Annotated in this window: 27 protein-coding genes; 17 read left to right on the top strand and 10 right to left on the bottom strand. The window is 32.8% G+C overall.

Annotated features, from left to right (window positions below; all coding sequences use genetic code 11):
- Positions 1 to 11 precede the first annotated feature (11 nt).
- From FTT76_RS06735 to FTT76_RS06750, 4 genes are all read right to left on the bottom strand, one after another.
- Positions 12 to 374, bottom strand: coding sequence for a hypothetical protein (locus FTT76_RS06735; protein WP_180190191.1), 363 nt, complete (start codon positions 372 to 374; stop codon positions 12 to 14).
- A gap of 181 nt (positions 375 to 555) precedes the next feature.
- Complete coding sequence (locus FTT76_RS06740) at positions 556 to 1,533, bottom strand: hypothetical protein (protein ID WP_180190192.1); 978 nt, start codon at positions 1,531 to 1,533, stop codon at positions 556 to 558.
- Positions 1,534 to 1,560: 27 nt separating this feature from the next.
- Positions 1,561 to 2,040 (bottom strand): hypothetical protein, encoded by a 480-nt coding sequence (locus tag FTT76_RS06745; RefSeq protein ID WP_180190193.1) that lies wholly within the window; start codon positions 2,038 to 2,040, stop codon positions 1,561 to 1,563.
- A 213-nt stretch (positions 2,041 to 2,253) separates the two neighbouring features.
- Positions 2,254 to 3,063, bottom strand: coding sequence for a DUF4942 domain-containing protein (locus FTT76_RS06750; protein WP_180190194.1), 810 nt, complete (start codon positions 3,061 to 3,063; stop codon positions 2,254 to 2,256).
- A 137-nt stretch (positions 3,064 to 3,200) separates the two neighbouring features.
- Between FTT76_RS06750 and FTT76_RS06755 the strand changes: the two genes are divergently transcribed.
- The 4 genes from FTT76_RS06755 to FTT76_RS06770 all read left to right on the top strand — a co-directional run bounded on the left by FTT76_RS06755 (position 3,201) and on the right by FTT76_RS06770 (position 5,235).
- Complete coding sequence (locus tag FTT76_RS06755; RefSeq protein WP_180190195.1) at positions 3,201 to 3,617, top strand: hypothetical protein; 417 nt, start codon at positions 3,201 to 3,203, stop codon at positions 3,615 to 3,617.
- 17 nt (positions 3,618 to 3,634) lie between these two features.
- Positions 3,635 to 4,276: a 3'-5' exonuclease gene (locus FTT76_RS06760; protein ID WP_180190196.1), complete on the top strand. Its 642-nt coding sequence runs from the start codon at positions 3,635 to 3,637 to the stop codon at positions 4,274 to 4,276.
- A 41-nt stretch (positions 4,277 to 4,317) separates the two neighbouring features.
- Positions 4,318 to 4,764 (top strand): hypothetical protein, encoded by a 447-nt coding sequence (locus tag FTT76_RS06765; protein ID WP_180190197.1) that lies wholly within the window; start codon positions 4,318 to 4,320, stop codon positions 4,762 to 4,764.
- A gap of 270 nt (positions 4,765 to 5,034) precedes the next feature.
- Complete coding sequence (locus FTT76_RS06770; protein WP_180190198.1) at positions 5,035 to 5,235, top strand: hypothetical protein; 201 nt, start codon at positions 5,035 to 5,037, stop codon at positions 5,233 to 5,235.
- 105 nt (positions 5,236 to 5,340) lie between these two features.
- On the opposite strand, the gene FTT76_RS06775 is transcribed toward FTT76_RS06770, so the two are convergent.
- Entirely contained in the window at positions 5,341 to 5,871 is a 531-nt protein-coding gene (locus FTT76_RS06775) for a hypothetical protein (protein ID WP_180190199.1), read from the bottom strand.
- A gap of 38 nt (positions 5,872 to 5,909) precedes the next feature.
- On the bottom strand, positions 5,910 to 6,659 hold the full coding sequence (locus tag FTT76_RS06780; RefSeq protein WP_180190200.1) for a hypothetical protein: 750 nt from the start codon (positions 6,657 to 6,659) through the stop codon (positions 5,910 to 5,912).
- 269 nt (positions 6,660 to 6,928) lie between these two features.
- Here FTT76_RS06780 and FTT76_RS06785 point away from each other — a divergent pair, with 269 nt between their 5' ends.
- From FTT76_RS06785 to FTT76_RS06810, 6 genes are read left to right on the top strand one after another with little or no spacing between them, the layout of a single operon-like run.
- A complete protein-coding gene (locus tag FTT76_RS06785) occupies positions 6,929 to 7,294 on the top strand; it encodes a hypothetical protein (protein ID WP_180190201.1) in 366 nt (121 codons plus the stop codon).
- Positions 7,295 to 7,348: 54 nt separating this feature from the next.
- Entirely contained in the window at positions 7,349 to 7,915 is a 567-nt protein-coding gene (locus tag FTT76_RS06790) for a hypothetical protein (RefSeq protein ID WP_180190202.1), read from the top strand.
- A gap of 13 nt (positions 7,916 to 7,928) precedes the next feature.
- On the top strand, positions 7,929 to 8,279 hold the full coding sequence (locus FTT76_RS06795) for a hypothetical protein (RefSeq protein WP_180190203.1): 351 nt from the start codon (positions 7,929 to 7,931) through the stop codon (positions 8,277 to 8,279).
- A gap of 5 nt (positions 8,280 to 8,284) precedes the next feature.
- Positions 8,285 to 8,776 (top strand): hypothetical protein, encoded by a 492-nt coding sequence (locus FTT76_RS06800; RefSeq protein WP_180190204.1) that lies wholly within the window; start codon positions 8,285 to 8,287, stop codon positions 8,774 to 8,776.
- Positions 8,777 to 8,791: 15 nt separating this feature from the next.
- Complete coding sequence (locus tag FTT76_RS06805; RefSeq protein ID WP_180190205.1) at positions 8,792 to 8,998, top strand: hypothetical protein; 207 nt, start codon at positions 8,792 to 8,794, stop codon at positions 8,996 to 8,998.
- Positions 8,999 to 9,000: 2 nt separating this feature from the next.
- Complete coding sequence (locus FTT76_RS06810) at positions 9,001 to 9,582, top strand: hypothetical protein (protein WP_180190206.1); 582 nt, start codon at positions 9,001 to 9,003, stop codon at positions 9,580 to 9,582.
- A gap of 46 nt (positions 9,583 to 9,628) precedes the next feature.
- Here FTT76_RS06810 and FTT76_RS06815 read toward each other — a convergent pair whose 3' ends face one another.
- Positions 9,629 to 9,823, bottom strand: coding sequence for a hypothetical protein (locus FTT76_RS06815; RefSeq protein WP_180190207.1), 195 nt, complete (start codon positions 9,821 to 9,823; stop codon positions 9,629 to 9,631).
- Positions 9,824 to 9,976: 153 nt separating this feature from the next.
- Between FTT76_RS06815 and FTT76_RS06820 the strand changes: the two genes are divergently transcribed.
- The 3 genes from FTT76_RS06820 (at position 9,977) to FTT76_RS06830 (ending at position 12,758) form a co-directional block, all read left to right on the top strand.
- Positions 9,977 to 11,038 carry a DNA cytosine methyltransferase gene (locus tag FTT76_RS06820; RefSeq protein WP_180190208.1) on the top strand — a complete coding sequence of 354 codons (1,062 nt, stop codon included), beginning with the start codon at positions 9,977 to 9,979 and terminating at the stop codon, positions 11,036 to 11,038.
- A gap of 65 nt (positions 11,039 to 11,103) precedes the next feature.
- Positions 11,104 to 12,429 carry a DNA cytosine methyltransferase gene (locus FTT76_RS06825; protein WP_180190209.1) on the top strand — a complete coding sequence of 442 codons (1,326 nt, stop codon included), beginning with the start codon at positions 11,104 to 11,106 and terminating at the stop codon, positions 12,427 to 12,429.
- Between the two features lie 17 nt (positions 12,430 to 12,446).
- Positions 12,447 to 12,758, top strand: a complete 312-nt coding sequence (locus tag FTT76_RS06830) for a hypothetical protein (protein WP_180190210.1) — start codon at positions 12,447 to 12,449, stop codon at positions 12,756 to 12,758.
- A gap of 66 nt (positions 12,759 to 12,824) precedes the next feature.
- On the opposite strand, the gene FTT76_RS06835 is transcribed toward FTT76_RS06830, so the two are convergent.
- A complete protein-coding gene (locus FTT76_RS06835; protein WP_180190211.1) occupies positions 12,825 to 13,742 on the bottom strand; it encodes a hypothetical protein in 918 nt (305 codons plus the stop codon).
- A 264-nt stretch (positions 13,743 to 14,006) separates the two neighbouring features.
- Here FTT76_RS06835 and FTT76_RS06840 point away from each other — a divergent pair, with 264 nt between their 5' ends.
- The 3 genes from FTT76_RS06840 (at position 14,007) to FTT76_RS06850 (ending at position 16,748) form a co-directional block, all read left to right on the top strand.
- Entirely contained in the window at positions 14,007 to 14,792 is a 786-nt protein-coding gene (locus FTT76_RS06840; RefSeq protein ID WP_180190212.1) for a hypothetical protein, read from the top strand.
- A 61-nt stretch (positions 14,793 to 14,853) separates the two neighbouring features.
- Positions 14,854 to 15,381, top strand: coding sequence for a hypothetical protein (locus tag FTT76_RS06845; RefSeq protein WP_180190213.1), 528 nt, complete (start codon positions 14,854 to 14,856; stop codon positions 15,379 to 15,381).
- Positions 15,381 to 16,748, top strand: a complete 1,368-nt coding sequence (locus tag FTT76_RS06850) for a type I-F CRISPR-associated protein Csy2 (RefSeq protein ID WP_180190214.1) — start codon at positions 15,381 to 15,383, stop codon at positions 16,746 to 16,748. Before FTT76_RS06845 ends, FTT76_RS06850 begins: the two co-directional genes overlap by 1 nt.
- Before the next feature lie 125 nt (positions 16,749 to 16,873).
- On the opposite strand, the gene FTT76_RS06855 is transcribed toward FTT76_RS06850, so the two are convergent.
- Complete coding sequence (locus FTT76_RS06855; RefSeq protein WP_180190215.1) at positions 16,874 to 17,326, bottom strand: hypothetical protein; 453 nt, start codon at positions 17,324 to 17,326, stop codon at positions 16,874 to 16,876.
- Between the two features lie 157 nt (positions 17,327 to 17,483).
- Here FTT76_RS06855 and FTT76_RS06860 point away from each other — a divergent pair, with 157 nt between their 5' ends.
- Positions 17,484 to 18,077: a hypothetical protein gene (locus FTT76_RS06860; protein ID WP_180190216.1), complete on the top strand. Its 594-nt coding sequence runs from the start codon at positions 17,484 to 17,486 to the stop codon at positions 18,075 to 18,077.
- A gap of 18 nt (positions 18,078 to 18,095) precedes the next feature.
- On the opposite strand, the gene FTT76_RS06865 is transcribed toward FTT76_RS06860, so the two are convergent.
- Positions 18,096 to 19,475 (bottom strand): hypothetical protein, encoded by a 1,380-nt coding sequence (locus FTT76_RS06865; protein ID WP_180190217.1) that lies wholly within the window; start codon positions 19,473 to 19,475, stop codon positions 18,096 to 18,098.
- Positions 19,476 to 19,549: the final 74 nt, after the last annotated feature.

Raw genomic sequence — 19,549 nt, forward strand, 5'->3', positions numbered from 1 at the left:
AATTACCTGATTTATATGCATGAAGGTGTTCTGGCCTGGAAGATTTTGAAATCTTCTTCTTTAAGTATTTGGTTTTCTAAAAGGGTAGACCTGATATCTGCAAAGTTGATCCAATGAAGATGCTCTGTTTTAACTTCTTCTATTTTAAGTGGCACACGAGGGTATTCCCATTGCCAATAGTATTTTTTATGAATCGCATTATCCTTAACCAAGTAATAAGTACAAGAATAATTTGGTGAATGTTCAGTTGAATAGCCGACACCAATAAACAAATCTAATCCTTCTTTAAGAGCAGATTGATAATCAGCTTCGCGCTGTAAGGCAAGATACTCAATAGAAACTCTATCGCGAAATATTTTGATAAGATCTAACATTTTAACTCCAGGTTTTAGGCACTACGCCAGTTCATTTATTAAAAGATTATATAGCAGTGATTAGGAAGAATTCTTTTTTTGTAAAGACAAAATAAAAAACCCTTTTTAATCAAATAAAAACCAACGTATGCGTAATAATACGCCGTGTTGATCAGAAGCCCTGATCAACTGGTATTAGTATTTATGCAACTCTTGACTCTTTTTCCTTTTGTAAGCGATCAGATCTTGCTTTTGAATCTAAGGCGCTTTGCTCTAAGTCAATAACCTTAGCAACTTCAGTTAATGCATCTTCTTTAGTGATGAATAAGCCTTCAAAATAACCATTATGATTGAAATCAAATGATCTTAAGCCATTAGGTTTATAAACTGTGTACATATCTTGATCTACAGAATATAGAACAAAAATATCAAAAGTGACTTTTAGCTGTTCATCATCAGAAGTAAGCTCCATGCATTGATGATGTTTTACTTCAACAGGGGCAAAACAATTACCGCTATAAAATGCCACTTTTGTTCCGGTCTTGGCATCTTCACCTTTGAGCACAATAATTTTCTTCTTACATTTAACTGCCTTTCCATTCATATCAAGTTTTGGATAGTTACGTATGAAAATATTGTATTTGGCATCAGGTCCACCAAAGATACCGCGAGTTGTTTCACTTAAAGACAGAGCGCGTTTTGATTTTTTTGCATAAGCAAGGATACAGGCTTGAAGTGTATGTCTTGAAACACCACTTGCTAAATTAAAATTCTGATCAGCAAATACATTTTCATTTACTCTATCTGAACCAATAGCATCATTAAACATATGGGTGATATTTGGAAAAATTACAATAAAGTCTTTTTGTGGCAACGGACGTTTTTGGTACATGAATGCAAATTCTGAACCGACCATTTTATAGAAATATGTACGGACGCCTGTAGAAGTGCATAATGAATCGTAAATGCGTACACCTTTTAATTTTAAAGATAAATTGAAACCAAGAGTAAAATTAGGTTTTGCCCAAATATTGCTGAACAAATGGTCTTTAACGACTGAAAGATCACGCGGAAAGTTTGGATGTACGCGAGCTGAAAGGTTAATACGATCTAAAGGTTGATATACATTAATAGCAGCAAGGTTTAATGTTTCTGTTTTGAAATCTACTGTATATGACATGGGATATATTCCTTTTAGTTGTCTAAATTAAGCATGAATTACATTGAAGATATTAGTAAAAGCATCAAGGGCATCAAGATAGCTTTCATCTTTATTAAAGTAATTATTGATTTGAGCTTGGAATGAGGTTTGATGGTTGCGTATGAGTGTTCTAATTACTGAATTATCAAATACGGTACTGTTATTAATGATTTCAGAAGGGTGATATACAGTTACTTCAAATGATGGGCTTGTAGATGGTTTAATTAAAACTTTAATCTGATTTAAGTTGATTCTTTCAACTTTTATATTTTCAATTGGGATGATTAAATGCTGTATGAATTTATAGTGACCATCATATAATGCCTTAAATCTAATACCATCCTGACAAATTGCAGAAAATAGCTCTTCAATGGTTGAAGCTGTAAATGTAATATTTTTTTCAATCACCAAAGGTCCTACATTTTTTTGCTGTTCTTCAGCATGTATAACTTTAACTTTGGTATGTGCAGTAAATAGAAGTGTCATATATTCACCATAAATTATTTGTTAGGTAATATATTTATTATAGTGATTAATGTAGTGAGGTTATTTATTTCAAAAATCAAAAATCAAAAATCAAAAAATCACAAAACCTTTTAATCAATTAAAAATAATCGCTTACGTATTAAATAAAAAAGAGGCAAAAATTTAAATCTAAATATTACCAGGCCAATAGCTAAACTATAGTAATGAACACACTCAATTGAGTGGTTCATCATATGCACGGCGCTTATGTTTCAGTAGGGAATTTGTACCTACTTGATTAGGATATATTAGATTTAATACGACATTTATACGATCAATGAGACATTGATTGAACCAGACATGACAGTTGCCATTTTCATAGAACTTCACTTTTAACAAGTTATTGTCAATAGATTGCCATTCACCATAAGCATTAGGTAAAGTTTCAGCTTTTTCAAAGGTAATATCTAAATTAAACAACTGTCTAGCGATAAATCGTACTTCATCTATTGATCTATCACGGCTATAGGTTGATGCATATTTATTCTTATGAATAATGATGAATGGATTAACACCAGCTCCTAAATTTGATTTGTAGTCTTTTGATAGAGAATCAAAAAGAGAGTCAACTTTTCTGGCATAGGTATAATGTCGTGAATTCCATATACTGTTGATAAAAGAATTTACATTTTCATAATTAAATTCTTGTATTTCATCTCTTGCTACTTTAGTTATTAAAGCATCATGTTCTTTCTCAGAAATGAAGTTTCTTAAATTTAGTGCTTCATCTAACTTTTTCCAGTAGCAGCTTGAAACATGTTGAATTGCTTGTTTAATACTATTGAAACCACTTGAATATGATTTATAAGTTAAAGCAGCGATGATTTGATAGTTATCTAATGAAATTTTATCTAAACTCGCATAAATATCAAAGATTGCTTTTTTTGCACTGTCGTATTCTTTTATAAGATTTTGTACTATCACAAAATCTAATGAGCTACTTTCCAGTGAGTTATTTGGCTTGATTGTACTTAGGGCATTCATATATGTTTTCCAGTAAATTTATAAATATATTTTAAATGTTTTTATTATCTATTATTTTTTATAAAAAAATATAATTGGGTTTTTTTGATTATAATATTATTTATAAAGCAATGAATGCTTAAGACTTGGAGTTAAATATGACGATGATGGATGTGGTTTTTTTACGACTAGACTTTACATATTCTGATAATGGTTTTATTGAAGAACTATCAGATCAAGTTATGATATATGCTAAAAGTCACAGTAATATTCTTTTTGCTTTGAAGGAAAAACTTAATGAAGAGTTTAAGATATTACCTTCTTCTAAAAACAATAGTGACAATACATTAAATCTTCAAAATCTTAATGATAAGCGGAAATGTAAGTTATCATACTATATGAAACGTGATGGTATTGTTTTGAGTCAAACTGGAATCCAGGCTCTGGAACCTAATCTAAAAGATCTAGGAGTAGGTGTTTTCACTAACAATTCATCTAAAAAAAATACTGATTTAGGATCATTGACGAAATACCCATTTTTCGATGACCTGTTCAATAGAATCATTCCTTTTTGATATTAGGATAATAATTAATGACTGTATGGGATAATTTCATAACGGTAGATACCGAAACAACAGGTATTGGCAGCGATGATCAGATCATTCAATTGTCGATCGTAAATTTAAACAATGAAATCCTCTTCAATGAATATTTCAAGCCATCTGTAGCTATTTCTCAAGAAGCTACAAATGTGCATGGAATTACAATGGAGCAACTTCTCGATAAGCCAAGTTTTAGTGTTTTTAGTGATCAAATACTGAAATTACTTCGTGATAAGTACATCATTGGATATAGCATAGATTTCGATATTCGAATGATCAAAAATCACTTACCAGATGTGGAAAATCTTGGTTTTACTGGTCTGATAGATCTAATCAAAATTTATGCTGAGTATCATGGTGTACTATCTAGTCGTGGTGGCTATAAGCTCCAAAAGCTTTCTAAAGCTCTAAATGATCTAAGTATTGATGGTTATATCTCATCTAATACCAAGTATAATTTTGCAAACTTCCATAATGCTGTAACGGATGTACGAGCAACTAATGAGCTATTTTTTGAACTATTAAAACGTAGTCCAGAATTGTTTAATTCAGAGATTTTAAGTTTTCTTCAATCTAATGATTTTACTAAACAAATATCGAAGTTTAGGGGCATACAATCAGTACTGTGCTAAGTAGTGCTTTATAGGTTTCCAAAATACCATGGTAAGTAAATATGAATTTTGATGATATTTCTAAAATGCTCTATACAGAGTGGTTTTTCCCTCTACTACTTACCTATCTATCTTGTGGCATGACATACTTAGTTTATAGATCATTCCACTTGTATAATGCTAAGGCTGTTAAATTATTTGCCCTAACAATTCTTGCTGGACTCATTGTTTTTTACTTCGTGTTACCTGTGCCAGTAAAAATACAAGATAGTTTTGTTCAGTATGAACAGGCTTTTAATCGGGAAAATGATGGGTATAACGGCGTATATACCGAATTGTCTAAGCGTGATGTTTGTAAAAATGGTTATCTGACTGCTTTTGGATTCTTCATCCTGAAAAATAGTTTTAGAAAAGATCAGGAACTTACCTTCAAGGTCCAAGGTTACTTATCTGGTGCGCCGTATGAACGCAATACAACACCGTACCAATATATTTGTGATGATAAATAAATAGGTTTGTACAATCCAAAAGGGCATGAATTTTATGCTTCTCCAGCTGCTCATATTCATAAAAAGTCTTGGTGTATGGAATCCAACGTTTCAAAACTTATTTCACAATAAATCCTGGTGTCCTGTTTGTTCGGGTACAGGTAGACGTAGCTATGGCAAACGTATAAGAGTTAAAAACTAACGACTCTCGAGTTTGGGGATCTGACTCAACATTTTGCTGTCCAGTAGAATTTGAGAGTTTACATAAATAGATTAGAGTGAGATTTTTATATGTTACCAAATGAAGAAAATCGATTAATAAGTTTGTTAAAGGGTATTGCTTGTTTTCTTATAGCAGGATTTCTTTTTATAGAGTCATACTTTATTCTGAATAAAAAATATGGTGAAAGCCTTTTATATTACCCAATTAAAAATATATCTTGTAAAGTAATAGATTTTAAAGAATGTGAACAAGAAGAAAGAGCTGAATAATATTATCTGTCACTCTAATTAATTTTCAAACCCTTTTAATCAATTAAAAATAAATCGTTTACGGCCATAAAATAGAAGGAGTAGCAAAGTACTCCCTAAATTAGCTTATTTGATTCTATCTTTGAAAAAAGTTGTGAGTTCAATGTAGACAGAGTTCGCAACCGAATAGGCTGATTGAATAGGATTGAAGTCTATAGAATCGGTTTCTAGCTCAGTGAGTAAGCCAGACGGCATAATACAGTTCCAGTTATTAAATGCATGACTTTGATCTGCTGTTAGTAGGTTTAGCTCAACCATACGCTTTAATAAACAACGCTGTAATCCAATAGCAACGTCCATCATTTCATCTTCAATTAATTTATGAGTTTGTGATATTCGCCACTTTGCATTTTCTTCTGCTTCAGCAAGTGTATACATATCAATAGCGAGGCGTGTATCAAAATTATAATTCGTATTGTTAAGGCAAATGATCGTTGAAGTTTCAACTGTCATACAATTAACAATCAGGGGATCATTTTTGAACGACTGAGCAACAAGGCGCGTATGATGTAGGGGCATACCTTCATTATCATTTTTAAAGGTATGTAGTAAATGAAAAATATTTTTTCGCATATTGTCTAAAAGTGCCAGTTTCATTTGTTTTATCTCCAAGTTTTTGGCTTTTTGCCAAATAATTAATTGCTATGTTTTGCTGCGAATTCGTCCCAAGTTTCGGGGCGGTCTAAAAGATCTGCAATTTTTCCATGTGAGCAATTCGTTAAATAAATTTCTTTACTTAACTCATTTTTGATCCAGATTTTTAAAGTTGATGCAAATCTACGTAAACAAACTACGTTGGTTTTATTACTGTTCTTTGCAATAAGAGCTTGTAAGTGCTGAATGGTCTTAAATACAACGCGTTCAGTACCAATTTGTGAATATAGCTTTTCACCTAATACGTCCAGGCCATCATTTACCTTAAAAAATGAATATTCATTTTCAGGGATCTGAATATTTCTAGACTTTGCGAAACCAACAGCTTTTTGTACATAGGCTTCAGCGCGTTCAAGTGAGAGCAGACAATTGTATACATTGCCGTCACTATCTAGTTTAGGTGCTGTAAATAGAGCGTATGATGCGATTGTAGGTTCATATTTTTGCTCTGGCGCATAGTAGTAATACCAAAGATCAAAATCAGCAGGGAAGCAATCCAGTACTTCAAAATCTAAGACCTTTAAAAAATCTTTTATAGTTTGAAAATAGTCTAGTGGATTGTCCATCCAGTCATCTTGAAATAAGAAAACCATTTCAGAGAGTTCAGCGAACTGTTCTGGGCTAATTTTTTCAATAACGTCATTAGATTGAATAGAACTTAATTGCTCAAACAAGACATCTCCATCTTGGACTTTCCCACTCTGGATAGCGAGTTTCACCTTATCCATCATCAAACCTCATTTGTTAAAAGTATTTAGGATAGGTATATTATATCTGCTTAATACCTATTAATAACTTAATAATAAAAGTTTAATTCAAAACACTTTTAATCAATTAAAAAACATCGTATGCCTATTTAATATTTTTTCATCTTGGTTTTAGTGAATATTTTTTAAAGTTTAATGATTTAAACAAAAATATTTTAAAAAAAGTTTTCTAAAAGGTTTAGTGGATATAATTAAAAGTGAAAGGTGATTAAACATATATAGGAATAATTCAAATGGTTTTAACTGATTTAATTGCAGTAGTAATGTTGAGTACTTGGTTCTTAACAGTTTCAGAATACAAAGAAAAGCTTATCAATTTTGGTAAAACAGCTTTTAACCTTATTGCAATTACTGGTGCTGCAACTATTGTTCTTTCATTCGTATTCTATAACACGGCGCAAATCGCAGCTAAGGATTATGGCAATGTAGTTAATTGGTATGAAGATGTTCGTTATGAGGAAGTCATGACGAATTCAGCTGATCAGAAAGTAGAAATCCAAAAATTCTATTCACTAATGGCTCAAAACCCTAAAGAGCTGTCTCGCCGTGAATATTACAAATTGAAAAGCCAGTACCGCGCTGTAATTTATACAAAGTAATTTTTTAAGCCCACTTAAATGTGGGCTTTTCCCTTATTGAAAAGGAGCAAAATAATGATTAATGCAGAGAAAGAATTGGCAGTACTTATCACTGAGTTACAGTGTATGAAAGCTACCATGGAGAACAATGTCGCTTCTCAAACTATCGTTGGTATTCAGAAATTGTGTGCATCAAATATCTATGTTGAATCAGCTTCGATAGATGTTGAAAAGCAATATAACTTTTTGAAAGGTTTTATTAAATGTGGCGAAGTATCATTGGAGCTAAACAGTGATCAAGTTCAAGAGTTTAATTCCAAGTTAGATTTAGCATATAGTTTAATCAACAAGGTTACCTATGAACTCGGGTATATACTAAAACGCCCAGAACTCAAACACATTGATTCTCACTGTAATTCAAGTATAGCACTGGCATTAAGCTTTCTGGATCGCTGGAGCGTAGATAGTGATCCGACACATGGTAGTACCTGTGACTTTGGGTTATATGTAGTAAATTCTCCAAAAAATAAAGCTGAAGTTTTTCAAGCTTCATTTGGGCTGGCTACATTGATGCATATAAAATCAGAAATTGAAAAATTAGAAACCTTTGAATCCATTGATTTGCATGAACATCTTAAGTGATAGGAGTAATGTAATGAAAACAACGATTAAAATTTTCGAAACTTATATTATTCCTTTGAGTCTGGTGAGTGTGTTTGTTTATTGGAATATTAACCATTACCGACCAATTCAAAATATTGTTGAGTCTTGTACAGGCAAGTACTGTGCTATACAAGGACTTCCAATTAATTCAATCGGCATAATGACATTGTTGATGATGAGTATTACAGGACTAATGTTATTGAGTGGGGATTACCGTAAAACACTTTTTACTCCACTAAAGCTCTTTTATTTAACATTTACACCTTTTAGGGCGATGCAGATTATTTTAATAATTTGTTTGGCTATGTGTTTTTATTTTACTTTAACTTTTAAGCCGTGGTAATCCAAATGATGAATTTAATGCTGAAAGAACAGTTTAAGAAAGATGCTATTTTAATTGGTTTTGATACGTATGAAGAAGATGGTGAGTTTGTTTTCGCTGAAACAGAACTCGCTTTCAAATTGTGGATGAAACAGAATGAGCAGCTTTCTAAAGTAAGTGAATCCTTAGCCAAACAGAACAATGCATTTGAAGCCTTATCGTATAAGTGGTCTAGCTGCTTAAAACACAATGTAGATATGCATCTTTCAAGTTGCATAGCAGAATTAAATACTACGATTGAATCATCATTTGTTGTTCACCAGAAAGTTGTATTAACTTGCAATACTGGCTATTCAAATATAGATAAAATCGATTCTATTTTTACTATTGTTGAAGTGAAAAATGATATTCAGGAATTACTTCTCAAAGATCAAGATGGTGCTATCTGGAGTACTTCCGCAAAATATGTCAGAAAAGCATCTTTAAATGAAATACAATTTAACCAAAGATCTAAATAATTTTGAGAAATCATTATGGAATTTAATCGTCCAGCAAACAATAAATTATATCCACCATTCTTGCATTATTTACAATATGTATTGAAACTTGGTGATAAGCCCCCACGCGGTAAGTTCTTTAGAAATCGTATTGCTGGTAAGCCTGGGATCAATGAGAAAGAATTCGGAAATAGTGATGAAGTATTTATTACAATAATTTCAACTAATAGGTTTAAGTATTAAAAATGATTAGTGCAAAAAAGTTTGAAAAAATGTTTATCCTCTTAGATAAAAAGAATAGCTTTTTATCAGGAGCAACGTTAGTTCTATCTATGAATGTTATTTTCATGTTAGCACTTCTATTTATGATTCTTATCATGAAATCGTTTTGGGATAACGCTATTTCATTTAGTTTTTTTCTGATGTTTCTTTATAATATACAAGTATTTACCAAAATGCTTTATAACTCTATTAACTATAAAGTTATGGGCTTGCATGTGCATAAAAATGAAGTAGGGCAGTTAGTGGCAGCCCTACTTATTAGTATTTTTATCGGACTATTAAGCATCCAAAAATTTGACTTACTTCCTGTAACTAAAGAGTCTTATGCACCTCTCTTTATTAATATATTTTGTACAGCAATGATCTTAGTTTCACCAGTAAGTACATATATTACTAGAATTTTGACTAATAAAATTTCAAATGAACCTGATGTCTATGATCTCATGAAAAAGATGTCTAAATCTAAATTAATTATGATCAATATTCTGTATTTTATTGTGCCATTATCTTTAGCTGTAACTTTGGTATCTATTCTCAAATACTAATTTAATTAAAGCATAAAAAAGGCTAGTAACTACTAGCCTTTTTTTATTAAAAATCTAATGCGCGTTGTGTCCATGTATTATTTTTCAAAGCTTCTTCTGCAATGTCTCTAGTTTCAAAATATTCAATTGACTCTCTGCTTACAGGTTCACAATCAAAAGTTCCAATATAAAAGCCTGCTCCACTTTTTAAAACTTGTACTTCTAATTCAAAACCATAATGCAATGCAATTTTACCTAACATATATACCTCATAGATCATTCATGTTTAATTTTATTTATAATAACTGACATTAAACTAAAATATTTTTTTTGCGAAAAATATTTTTATAGCGTAAATCTATTATTATATGTTTAATGTTTTAAAGGGCAAAAAGCCTAAAATTTGGAGTTTAATATGTCCGATTTATTTGCTGAATACGGCGAAATTGAGCACTTTAATGAAATAATTAAAATATTCAATGATGCTCGTAATAAAACCCAAAATAGCGAGTTTTCTGTTTCAAATATTTTTGATGCACCAAATACAAAAGATATTGTTAGGCTAAATCAAAAGTCAAAAACCTTTGTTGCTAAGAACAACTGGTTAACTCCGTCCCAGGCCACTGATGAAGTTGGAAAATGGAAAAGACATGCGTTAAATCAATTCATAGACCCAACTATACGCCAAGAAAATAGCCAAAAAATCGTTTTATCTCTCTTTGATCTATCTGGCACATGGTCACAACCATGGGTAGATGCTGGATATCAGGTTTATTGTTTTGATATTCAAGACGACCCATTCTACGGTGATATTAATAATTTTAATGTCGAGTTCTTTAGTGACTTATTTGCTGATTTTGAAGGACAAGATATTTATGCAATTTTAGCTGCATGTCCTTGTACAGATTTTGCTGTATCAGGTGCACGTCATTTTGCTGCTAAGGATCTGGACGGTCGTACTCAAGCAAGTATTGAACTCGTATATCAAACCCTACGTACAATCGAATACTTTAAACCATCTATATGGGCCATTGAAAACCCAGTTGGGCGAATTGAACGCTTAAGTGGTTTAGCACCATGGCGTTTATCATTTGATCCATTTCATTTTGGGGATACTTACACTAAGAAAACCTTATTATGGGGTAGATTTAATGCTGACCTACCTATTGCACCAGTAGAGCCTATAGAGGGATCTAAAATGCACAAGTTATATGGTGGGAAAAGCTTGGCCACTAAAAATGCTCGAAGTGTAACGCCTGTTGGTTTTGCATATTCATTCTTTATGGCCAATAACGCGCATGACCATAAGCTGATGGCATTTTCAAACAAATATGACCGATTAGACCGGAATCTTTTAAAACTCGCTCTGAATTCAGGAGTTTCTGAATATGAAATTTCGTCTGCCATCGATGATGCTTACTATGATTATGATGATCTGGCAGCCATTGATTCTATAAATGAACTAATGCTTGCCTAAGTATTCATACAGTATTCGCGTACACGAATTTAGTGGCAAAAAGCCAAAAACTTGGAGTTTATATTATGTTTAATTTATTACCACACGAACTTATTGTTGATAATTTTGCCGGGGGTGGTGGAACATCAACCGGTTTAGAACGTGCATTTGGGAGACCGATTGATATTGCTATTAATCATGATCCTAAAGCTCTGGCGATGCACCGGGTAAATCATCCTCTTACAAAACATTATTGTGAAAGTGTTTGGGATGTAGATCCAGTTGAAATCACTGGTAATCAACCCGTGGGATTAGTCTGGTTGAGCCCAGACTGTAAACACCATTCCAAAGCTAAGGGAGGTAAACCTCTCAATAAAAACATTAGGGGATTGGCCTGGATTGCATTGCGCTGGGCAGCAAAGGTTCGACCTCGTGTAATAATGCTTGAAAATGTAACGGAGTTTGCAGAATGGGGTGACCTTGATAAAGATGGACGTCCATGCCCAAAGCGTAAGGGACGAACGTTTAATTGCTTTGTAAATGCATTGAAATATCAAGGATACTCAGTTGAATACAAAGAATTAAAAGCATGTGACTTCGGTGCACCAACTATACGAAATCGATTTTTCTTAATAGCTCGCCGTGATGGATTGCCAATCGTATGGCCAAAGGAAACCCATGGTAATCCTAATACCAGTCTTGTAAAAAAGGGACGTTTATTGCCATGGCGTACAGCTGCTGAATGCGTAGATCTAAGTTTTGATTGCCCTAGTATATTTAAAAGAAAAAAAGCACTGGCACCAGCTACGTTAGAGCGTATTGTTCGCGGTATTTTGAAATATATCGTTCATAATCCAGAGCCATATATCGTTGATGCAGCTGCTCCAATTCTTACAGAATGTGCAAATGGATCAAGTCGGAGATCAATGCCGATCGATGAGCCTTTGAGGACAATTACAGCTGAAACTAAAGGCGGTACCCACTCACTATATGTTTGTCACCTTTCAAAAATGAAAAATGGATGTACTGGCCAAGAATTAAATGAACCTATGCATACACTCACAACAGTAAATCAATTTGCAGAGGTACGAGCTTTATTAACGAGATTTACTGAAGGGTTAAATTTCAAAAACGAACTTTTTGAAAAATTTGGAATCATTGAAATCAATGGTGAACGCTATTGTATTGAAGATATTGGCTTTAGAATGCTTCAACCATTTGAACTTTATAAGGCTCAAGGCTTTCCGCATGATTATATTTTCAGTTATGGACGTGATGAAAATAACCAACAATTGAAGTTAACTAAACAAGACCAATATCGTATGGTCGGGAATTCGGTACCACCGGATCTATCTCATGCTTTGGTTAAAGCTAATTTTACACATGAACAAGAATATAGCTTGGCTTCTTAATGAGAGGGTACATGTATATGAATATTAAATTTAAAAAACCACTTTTAACTATATTGGGCTTTCTGATATTAACTGGATGCTCAAAGCCAGCAACACCTGAAGAAATTAAACATGCTTTAGAAATTTGTCCTGATACTAGTAGTGATATAAGGTTTGCATTAAAAAAATGTTTTGGCCATACCTGTGAGCCAGATCCTATAACTCATCGGAAGCTTAAATCGATATTAAAAGACTGTTTAAAACAAAAGGAAATTAAAGAAGATCCTGAATCAAAAATGAATATTTCAAGAAAACAGCGAGAAGCATTTGAGGAATATTATAATTATTAGAAAAATAAATACCATTTCGATAATACATAAAGAAGATCCCTCGGGATCTTCTTTTTAGTGCATTTTTTAGTAATTACACTTATACCAGTTTGCTTTACTGTCCCAAACGGTTTTACCGGCTTCTAATGGGATCTGGTTGTACAACACATCACTTCCAGCTGAGATTCCATTTTGGGTATTTAAAAAGCCTTTGATATTGATTTTGATATTTTTCTGATCGTTAGAAAAGCCTTCTACACTTGCGATAACCGTACCATTGGTCTGCTTAAAATTAGGTTGCCCAAATACGTATATACCGGTAAAAGCAGACAATACTGTTTCATTGCAGATAGTTTTACCTATGTCTTTTGTTGTAGGGGCATTTGCAGCTATAAATCTATTTTTTGCATTAATTTGAGCTTGTTCCTGGCGTAGACGCTCATTTTCTTGACGTAATCGCTCATTATATTTTCTCTTGTCTTGTTCAAGTTCTTCTTGTCTATGAACGTTGTAATAATCAATATGACCTTTAAGTGAAGATCGATCAACAACCTTCGTTTTTAGCGAAATGATGTCTAGATTTTTGTTAGTACCACCGTATCGGCTTGATAATGGTTCAATACTTACATACCAGGGTGAACTTACATTACATTCAAAAATACCAATGTGAGGTGCGAGTTCTGACCCGATAGTCTTAGGAGATGGGTTATTACGTTTATCTAAATAGGCATATGTAGAACGTTGAATTTGTCTCAACGATCCATTCTGGCTTTTACATAAATTATTCATGTATGAATGGGGTAAAAGAGCTTCTTTATATCCAGTAAGCATATAGTCTTTACCGGTCCCAGCTTTCCCATTTAGGTTCTTGGAATTAATTATGTTCTCAGGGGTCTGATATTTCAGCATTTGATTTGGCGTAATTTCATCCGGTTGAGGCAGAATGGAACAACCAACAAGAGGTAGAAGAATAGCTGAGCTTAGTACTAACTTAATATTTTTCATGATCCCTTTATCCTGGTAAAACTAAAGTTGATTATTATTTAAAAGCAGTATCTTTTACTGCTTAAATATCTGTATTTTACTGTTTATACTTAATAAAACCTATGATTTATTGTTCTTATGCCTTCAAAAGGCCTGGATTATAAAATTAACAATATAATTTACAATTTAAATCATTAATTTCTTGAAGTACCGTATTTTAGGTACTAAAATAAAAACACAAAGATCAAAAGGGTCTTTAGACTTCAAACCAAAAAGGGTTTAAAAATGAAAACTTTAAAATTTACAGTTCGATTCTTTAACTATAACAAGCTTCATGATCAACACGAGTTTGTTGTTCAATGCACGGGATATAATGGTGCTTTCAATCAACCATCAACTAGTCCTTTTAAAATTGGTGTTAATGACAATTTTACTAAATTTGGCAAAATATCATGTTATGAAAGTACTGTAAGTGATGTGGGCAGTATCGTTGCAAATCTTACTGACCAGACAGGACGTAAAAACTTTGAAAATTCATTTTTCGAAGCAATTTCTCATGGTTTTGAAAATCATGAGACTAAAGGCTTTGATTTTGAAATTAAGCAAAGCTTAGAAGATGCTTCAGATTTTAAATTTATAGCTTCAACTTCTCCTTATGCGAATTACATTAAACCTGTGAATGGTGGTCCATTTAAAAAGCTATTCAGTACAGATTTAGGAGCAGTTATAGCAGCTGCCAAATTAAAATATTTTGATGATTTTAATTTTGATGAAGAATGTTTCTCAGAACCGACTCAACTTAATGTTGATGTAATGTTTGATGAGCAGATCCAAAAAACACTGTATTACATAGAGTTAAATACAGCCGGCAATTGGTACGATGCAACAACATGGCTAAGTGGTGATGATGTTAAGCCATTTTTTTCTCAATCAATGCAAGAGTACAGCGAAGCAGTTAAGCAGCTTAAATCAGACATTGATCGACTATATGAACCAGAGTGGGAAACTGTATATACAAGTGAAGGCGAGTTTTTATCTCGTCAAGATTATGATAATCGGGATCTTCAATAATAATTACTTGGCCACTAACTAGTGGCCATACCTTTCCTATTCTTACGCTTGGTGTAGTCAAATGAACAAATATGAATTTATCGCATGTGGCCATATGCTTTATGGAAAAACTTGGCAAACTGAACTTGCTCGTACACTTCACTTTAGTGAAGAAAGTGGCAACGTTCGAAAATTAGCAAAGGGTACTCGTAACATCAGTAATGGTGTTAAAGAAGACACTATAAAGGCTATGAAAAAGAAAGTTCAGGACTTAGCTGATGCCGTGGCTTTCTTGGAAAATCCAGAAAAATTAATCGTAAATACATCTGAATTTAACATATTGTCATTTGACCAGTTTGGCGTTCGTCAATGGGATAAATTTCAAGGACCTGAATTTTCAGACTATACAATCTTAATAGATGGTGAGTTATTAAAATCTCAATATGAAATTGAGTTTATTTCTACTGTGATAGCAGCAGCTGGAGAGCAAGCATATAAAGATGGTAACAATTTGGCATTAATCGAAATTATTCCTCAATATTTTGATTTACAGTTTTTGTCCGTAGATTTAAAGCAACAATATATTCAGAAAACAAAAGGAGTTGAGTAATGCTAGCAACTCATAATCTTAAATTTTTAGATTTAACTTTAAAAATGAAAGGTATTCAAAAAGTTATTGATTTTGATGTTAATGAAAACTTAATTTGCTCTAAAAACATTCAAATGCGTCAATTACTTTGGGCATGTCCGTCTAATGCTGCTGAGATCCGTATTTGGCGAGATGAATCAGCTAAAGCATTACCAATGGTTGAAAATGGTACATTCCAATTTGAAGAACAATTTCCAACTTCTTTTGATGGACATGTTAAAAGTGTTCTTGTACCAACTGTAGATAATATTGATCTATATGAATCTAAAGATGATCTACCTTATGTAGCTACTACGCCGGTTCCTAGCTTAGGATTGGTACATGAAGTTTATAAACGTGGTTTTGAAACTGGTACACCCAATCACCTGGTTAAGCATATGCTCCAATTAAACGCAATGTCTCTTTCTAACCATGGAGAAACGCTTTTAATGCAATCTGGGCAATATCGCGCTTTTAATCAGCATATTCCACGTAAAAAATACATTACCCAAGATGATTTTGACTATATTAATGAGAACTTAGATGGTTCATTAATCATGTTTACAGCACGAGTTGAAAACATGAATATTAATAGTGGCCTGATTGCTGAAGGAATGCCAAGCGTCACTAGTATTGGTGGTTTTGTACATATGCTAGAACGTGAGACTTTTCAAAATATTAACTTTGCAATTGGTGTGAAAAGTGTTCAAATCCATGAGGGTAAAAAACGTTACGTGGATCAATCTCGAAAGAATAAAACCAACGCAAAAAATGTTTTATCAAGTGTGCGTGGGACAGTAAATGAAACTACGGGAACTGTTGAACTAGTTTTGTTATTGAAGACCAATAGTTTACCTGGTTCAGATAAAGCTAAAGCTTTAATTCATTACTTAGAAACAAAGCGGTTACGTATTGCTGGAGGTTCAGTCTGGGATCAATTCGTAATGGCTGAAAACCTTGATGAGTATCAATTTATTGATGTTAAATGGCTTTATAGTCCAGCATCTTTTCAAGATAAAATTGATCAATATTTTGCAGATAATGAGCAAATTAAAGTAATTCAAACAACAAAAGAAAATGAAAAAGTTTCTTTTGAACGAAAGCCGGACATATTGGATTGTGCAATCAAATTAAATCAAACTTTTGAAAAAGGAAAAGCTTTTAGCATTAATTCCAATGGCTATATTTTTTTAGAAGAACCTAAGGAGCGCAATGGATTACGTACCAATGGGTATAACCATGCATTTTCTGAAGTGTGTTTTTGTCCAGTTGTTGTTAGTAATGATGTTGATTTTAGTCACTTATTCTGGAAGCGGCATAGTGACCAAAACAGCGTATATTGGCTGTAAATTTTTAGCATTTTTGCATTTAAAGCTCGTTAAAGAACGAGCTTTTTTGCATTAATAAGTTTAAAAGATTATTAGAGTGTCCAACTAAGGTAAAAATGGGTATCCAAGTAGTTATTGATTTTGCATTAAAAGAGAGCAATCTGCTTTTTGAGTGGCTCAATAAGTCCGTAATAATCCAGTTGCTGTGTATAACGTCTTTCTGACCAGTGATTAGAATTTATATCAAAGATCAAACAACGTAGGCTTTCGTGATGATGCACAAAGTTCTCAATCTCAACTAAATTTGTGATTTGAGCTTGTTCAATGCGATCAAAGAAGTCCGAACTATAAGAGATCATACTCACGTTTGGATTGTACATTACAACCTTGGCTTTTTCGCCGTGTCTTGAATGTTTTGAGTAGTTTTTATTTGCATTTGCTTGTAAATGTTGGATGAAATAATCAAAACTTTCTTCAGTATCTGCTTCAGTATAAAGAATATTTTTTGCATGATGCATAAAACTAATATTGATTCCAACTGGATACATTTCCAGAATTTGATCCTTACGAACTTTAAAGAGAGTATATCTAAAAAACATTATTGACTCCAAATATAGGGCAGTGTGCACCTTTAAAACATGGACAGCATTAAATCTCTGTTCTGGTATATACAAATATAACCATTTTTTTGAATAAAAAAGTTTTTAAAGAAAAAATGGTTAAACTGTTTATAAATTAATTTGTTAGAAACAAATCATGATATCTAAACCACATTTTTATTATTTGCAAAAACTTGAATTACAGCGCGTTGTAGATCAGTTAGATACACATATTGACGCATCTGTTCCAAAACTTTTAACAATGAATAATGACTCGGCAAATTGGCAAATTGAATTGGCAAATGGCAATGTTTGTTATATGAGTAATCACTTTACAGCTGTAGATAATGAGTTTTATCTGGTCCATGTTGATGCTTTACGCTTTTATCAGTATTGGTTGAGTTCAAGTATTGTTGAACTTGATAAGCATAGATCCATAAATTGCCCGGTGAAAAGGTTAATGCACAAGGATTATAAATACCATTGGGCGGTCGCTGGCTTCTCTAAAGGTAGATCCAATCCGGTACCAGTTGCACAAGTATATGCAGAGAACAATAAAGGGGCGCCGTATCTAGGATTTGTGAATGGTGTCACACGTTCATTGTGGCTTTTAGCCAATGAAGCTAAATCTTTTCCTGTAGAAGTTTATGGTGAGAAACCTGCAAAAAATTTGTTCAATGTAGCTGGAATAGGGAATAACTATATTCGTTATGATGAATTAAAACTATTACGTGATTCTTTGCCTGTATAAGAAGGTGCTTACACCTTTTTATACAGCATTTAGATCGTTTAAAAGTTCAAAAGTATCCATTTCTTTAACGATGTTCAATAAATATTGTCTGTTGTTTAATAACAATTCATCAAAGTGTCTTATATCAACGATATTACTTAAGTTATGTATTTTGAATTGATTTTTTGACATGTAATTAATGCATTCATCTTGATCAAAACATTTTGTTGCTGGAGATCCTGATTCACTTATAAAAATAATGCTGCTGTTCCACATAGATAAATAAAAATATCTGTAAATTTTATCATTTCGCGAAGAGTACCAGTCAGGAAGCATAATTTCACAAGAGTACTTAACATCACCTCCATGAGAATATTGATCCCAAAGCTCAATCATTTCAGAACGTTTTAGTTTAGATGTCTCCAGTGCTAAAACTGTGTACTGAGAATCCCTACTTAACCCTAATTTAAAACACATATCTGCGTAATTAATCTGATCGATATCAATTGTGTCTTTGTATCGTTGTTTTTTTAATTGATTCAATAATTCAATCTGATTGCTTGTAAAAATATCCATCCATTGGGTAACTGGTAATGATTTTATTAGGGCCAAAAAAGCTTTTTTTTCATCTCTGTTGCAATCTATGTCTTCTTGCATTTGTCGATTCCGCAAGTATCCATAGTTGCCATTTTCTAAATCGGAGCTAACCCAATATGCATCCTGTAAAGTTCTATCGGCTTTACTTTCTAAAGGTGTAATGTCAAATAGTCGGAGATCGTTAGGACAGCACTCTGTAAATGTTGGATGCTTTATAGGTCTGCTGGTATACGCTAATAAAGTTTTACGATGCTTTGATAAGAGAAAAACACTATCTAAATAGTTAGTCATCGTGTTTAGAACGGATAAAGGTAAGGCATATTCTTCATTTTTAGTTTTATATGTATCTAGGACGTCTATCTCAGAGTAACATTCAATATAAGGATAGTGTTGATGCTGACGAAAATTAGCAATAGCTTTCTTATTCTTACTATCAGAAAACTCATATTGAACATTATTCGAGTCTAACCAACTATAAAATGATTGATTAATAATATCCTTCACACGATGATCGATAACCAGGATATCTGGTATTCCAAAAACTAATGGAATATTTGGGCCATTAGTCTTGTAGTAACGGCTCCAAAAAGTCTTCAGGAATTTAGACAGGGAACAACTACTGTCATTTTTTTCATAATATTCCGTGTAATTTAATGGAAAATCATTGACGGAGATGCCAAGTAAACATAATGGCTGCATTGATAAATCAGGATCTATAACTAATGGATCATTAGAACGCATTACGCCGTAGTTAGGCTCTATGAATACCCGTTTGCAAACCTGTACTGTTAAGTAATGAATAATTGGCATCATCTCTGACATATTACGTGTAAATTTTATTATTCATAAGATAGACGATCTTTATTCTAACTCCAAGGATAACCCATTGTGTATTG

The organism is Acinetobacter sp. YH01009 (assembly GCF_013420765.1).
Classification (GTDB): Bacteria; Pseudomonadota; Gammaproteobacteria; order Pseudomonadales; family Moraxellaceae; genus Acinetobacter; species Acinetobacter amyesii.

What these genes read in the sequence shown, in the direction of transcription:
- FTT76_RS06805 (WP_180190205.1), top strand. Translation starts at nt 8,792, where the DNA reads ATGGAATTTAATCGTCCAGCAAACAATAAATTATATCCACCATTCTTG.
- FTT76_RS06735 (WP_180190191.1), bottom strand. Translation starts at nt 374, where the DNA reads ATGTTAGATCTTATCAAAATATTTCGCGATAGAGTTTCTATTGAGTAT.
- FTT76_RS06835 (WP_180190211.1), bottom strand. Translation starts at nt 13,742, where the DNA reads ATGAAAAATATTAAGTTAGTACTAAGCTCAGCTATTCTTCTACCTCTT.
- FTT76_RS06790 (WP_180190202.1), top strand. Translation starts at nt 7,349, where the DNA reads ATGATTAATGCAGAGAAAGAATTGGCAGTACTTATCACTGAGTTACAG.
- FTT76_RS06845 (WP_180190213.1), top strand. Translation starts at nt 14,854, where the DNA reads ATGAACAAATATGAATTTATCGCATGTGGCCATATGCTTTATGGAAAA.
- FTT76_RS06745 (WP_180190193.1), bottom strand. Translation starts at nt 2,040, where the DNA reads ATGACACTTCTATTTACTGCACATACCAAAGTTAAAGTTATACATGCT.
- FTT76_RS06780 (WP_180190200.1), bottom strand. Translation starts at nt 6,659, where the DNA reads ATGATGGATAAGGTGAAACTCGCTATCCAGAGTGGGAAAGTCCAAGAT.
- FTT76_RS06820 (WP_180190208.1), top strand. Translation starts at nt 9,977, where the DNA reads ATGTCCGATTTATTTGCTGAATACGGCGAAATTGAGCACTTTAATGAA.
- FTT76_RS06850 (WP_180190214.1), top strand. Translation starts at nt 15,381, where the DNA reads ATGCTAGCAACTCATAATCTTAAATTTTTAGATTTAACTTTAAAAATG.
- FTT76_RS06830 (WP_180190210.1), top strand. Translation starts at nt 12,447, where the DNA reads ATGAATATTAAATTTAAAAAACCACTTTTAACTATATTGGGCTTTCTG.
- FTT76_RS06860 (WP_180190216.1), top strand. Translation starts at nt 17,484, where the DNA reads ATGATATCTAAACCACATTTTTATTATTTGCAAAAACTTGAATTACAG.
- FTT76_RS06815 (WP_180190207.1), bottom strand. Translation starts at nt 9,823, where the DNA reads ATGTTAGGTAAAATTGCATTGCATTATGGTTTTGAATTAGAAGTACAA.
- FTT76_RS06755 (WP_180190195.1), top strand. Translation starts at nt 3,201, where the DNA reads ATGACGATGATGGATGTGGTTTTTTTACGACTAGACTTTACATATTCT.
- FTT76_RS06855 (WP_180190215.1), bottom strand. Translation starts at nt 17,326, where the DNA reads ATGTTTTTTAGATATACTCTCTTTAAAGTTCGTAAGGATCAAATTCTG.
- FTT76_RS06740 (WP_180190192.1), bottom strand. Translation starts at nt 1,533, where the DNA reads ATGTCATATACAGTAGATTTCAAAACAGAAACATTAAACCTTGCTGCT.
- FTT76_RS06865 (WP_180190217.1), bottom strand. Translation starts at nt 19,475, where the DNA reads ATGTCAGAGATGATGCCAATTATTCATTACTTAACAGTACAGGTTTGC.
- FTT76_RS06825 (WP_180190209.1), top strand. Translation starts at nt 11,104, where the DNA reads ATGTTTAATTTATTACCACACGAACTTATTGTTGATAATTTTGCCGGG.
- FTT76_RS06765 (WP_180190197.1), top strand. Translation starts at nt 4,318, where the DNA reads ATGAATTTTGATGATATTTCTAAAATGCTCTATACAGAGTGGTTTTTC.
- FTT76_RS06770 (WP_180190198.1), top strand. Translation starts at nt 5,035, where the DNA reads ATGTTACCAAATGAAGAAAATCGATTAATAAGTTTGTTAAAGGGTATT.
- FTT76_RS06795 (WP_180190203.1), top strand. Translation starts at nt 7,929, where the DNA reads ATGAAAACAACGATTAAAATTTTCGAAACTTATATTATTCCTTTGAGT.
- FTT76_RS06840 (WP_180190212.1), top strand. Translation starts at nt 14,007, where the DNA reads ATGAAAACTTTAAAATTTACAGTTCGATTCTTTAACTATAACAAGCTT.
- FTT76_RS06785 (WP_180190201.1), top strand. Translation starts at nt 6,929, where the DNA reads ATGGTTTTAACTGATTTAATTGCAGTAGTAATGTTGAGTACTTGGTTC.
- FTT76_RS06760 (WP_180190196.1), top strand. Translation starts at nt 3,635, where the DNA reads ATGACTGTATGGGATAATTTCATAACGGTAGATACCGAAACAACAGGT.
- FTT76_RS06800 (WP_180190204.1), top strand. Translation starts at nt 8,285, where the DNA reads ATGATGAATTTAATGCTGAAAGAACAGTTTAAGAAAGATGCTATTTTA.
- FTT76_RS06775 (WP_180190199.1), bottom strand. Translation starts at nt 5,871, where the DNA reads ATGAAACTGGCACTTTTAGACAATATGCGAAAAAATATTTTTCATTTA.
- FTT76_RS06810 (WP_180190206.1), top strand. Translation starts at nt 9,001, where the DNA reads ATGATTAGTGCAAAAAAGTTTGAAAAAATGTTTATCCTCTTAGATAAA.
- FTT76_RS06750 (WP_180190194.1), bottom strand. Translation starts at nt 3,063, where the DNA reads ATGAATGCCCTAAGTACAATCAAGCCAAATAACTCACTGGAAAGTAGC.